This is a genomic window from Burkholderia catarinensis, from assembly GCF_001883705.2.
In the GTDB taxonomy this organism is placed as follows: domain Bacteria; phylum Pseudomonadota; class Gammaproteobacteria; order Burkholderiales; family Burkholderiaceae; genus Burkholderia; species Burkholderia catarinensis.
The window spans coordinates 1-624 of the sequence record NZ_MDEQ02000078.1; the positions used below are offsets into that span (position 1 = coordinate 1).

The window sequence follows — 624 nt, forward strand, 5'->3', positions numbered from 1 at the left end:
CGAAGTTTCTCGCAGAAATGTTCTTTAAAAATTAACAGCCGATAAGTGTGGGCGCTTGATGGAAGCGAGCTGATCCTCGGATCAGATAGCGAAAGTATCAAGAGTCTCACACTAAAGTAAGTCAGGTTTATGAAGCAATTCATATTCCTGTCAGCTTTGAGTGAGCGACCGGTTCTTAACCGAACCGAAAACAGTAACAGGTTTAAACTGAAGAGTTTGATCCTGGCTCAGATTGAACGCTGGCGGCATGCCTTACACATGCAAGTCGAACGGCAGCACGGGTGCTTGCACCTGGTGGCGAGTGGCGAACGGGTGAGTAATACATCGGAACATGTCCTGTAGTGGGGGATAGCCCGGCGAAAGCCGGATTAATACCGCATACGATCTACGGATGAAAGCGGGGGACCTTCGGGCCTCGCGCTATAGGGTTGGCCGATGGCTGATTAGCTAGTTGGTGGGGTAAAGGCCTACCAAGGCGACGATCAGTAGCTGGTCTGAGAGGACGACCAGCCACACTGGGACTGAGACACGGCCCAGACTCCTACGGGAGGCAGCAGTGGGGAATTTTGGACAATGGGCGAAAGCCTGATCCAGCAATGCCGCGTGTGTGAAGAAGGCCTTCGG

Annotated in this window: 1 rRNA gene; it reads left to right on the plus strand. The window is 52.6% G+C overall.

Going from position 1 to position 624, the window contains the following annotated elements:
- Positions 1 to 204: 204 nt before the first annotated feature.
- A 16S ribosomal RNA gene (locus tag BFF94_RS37570) occupies positions 205 to 624 on the plus strand; the annotation flags it as partial.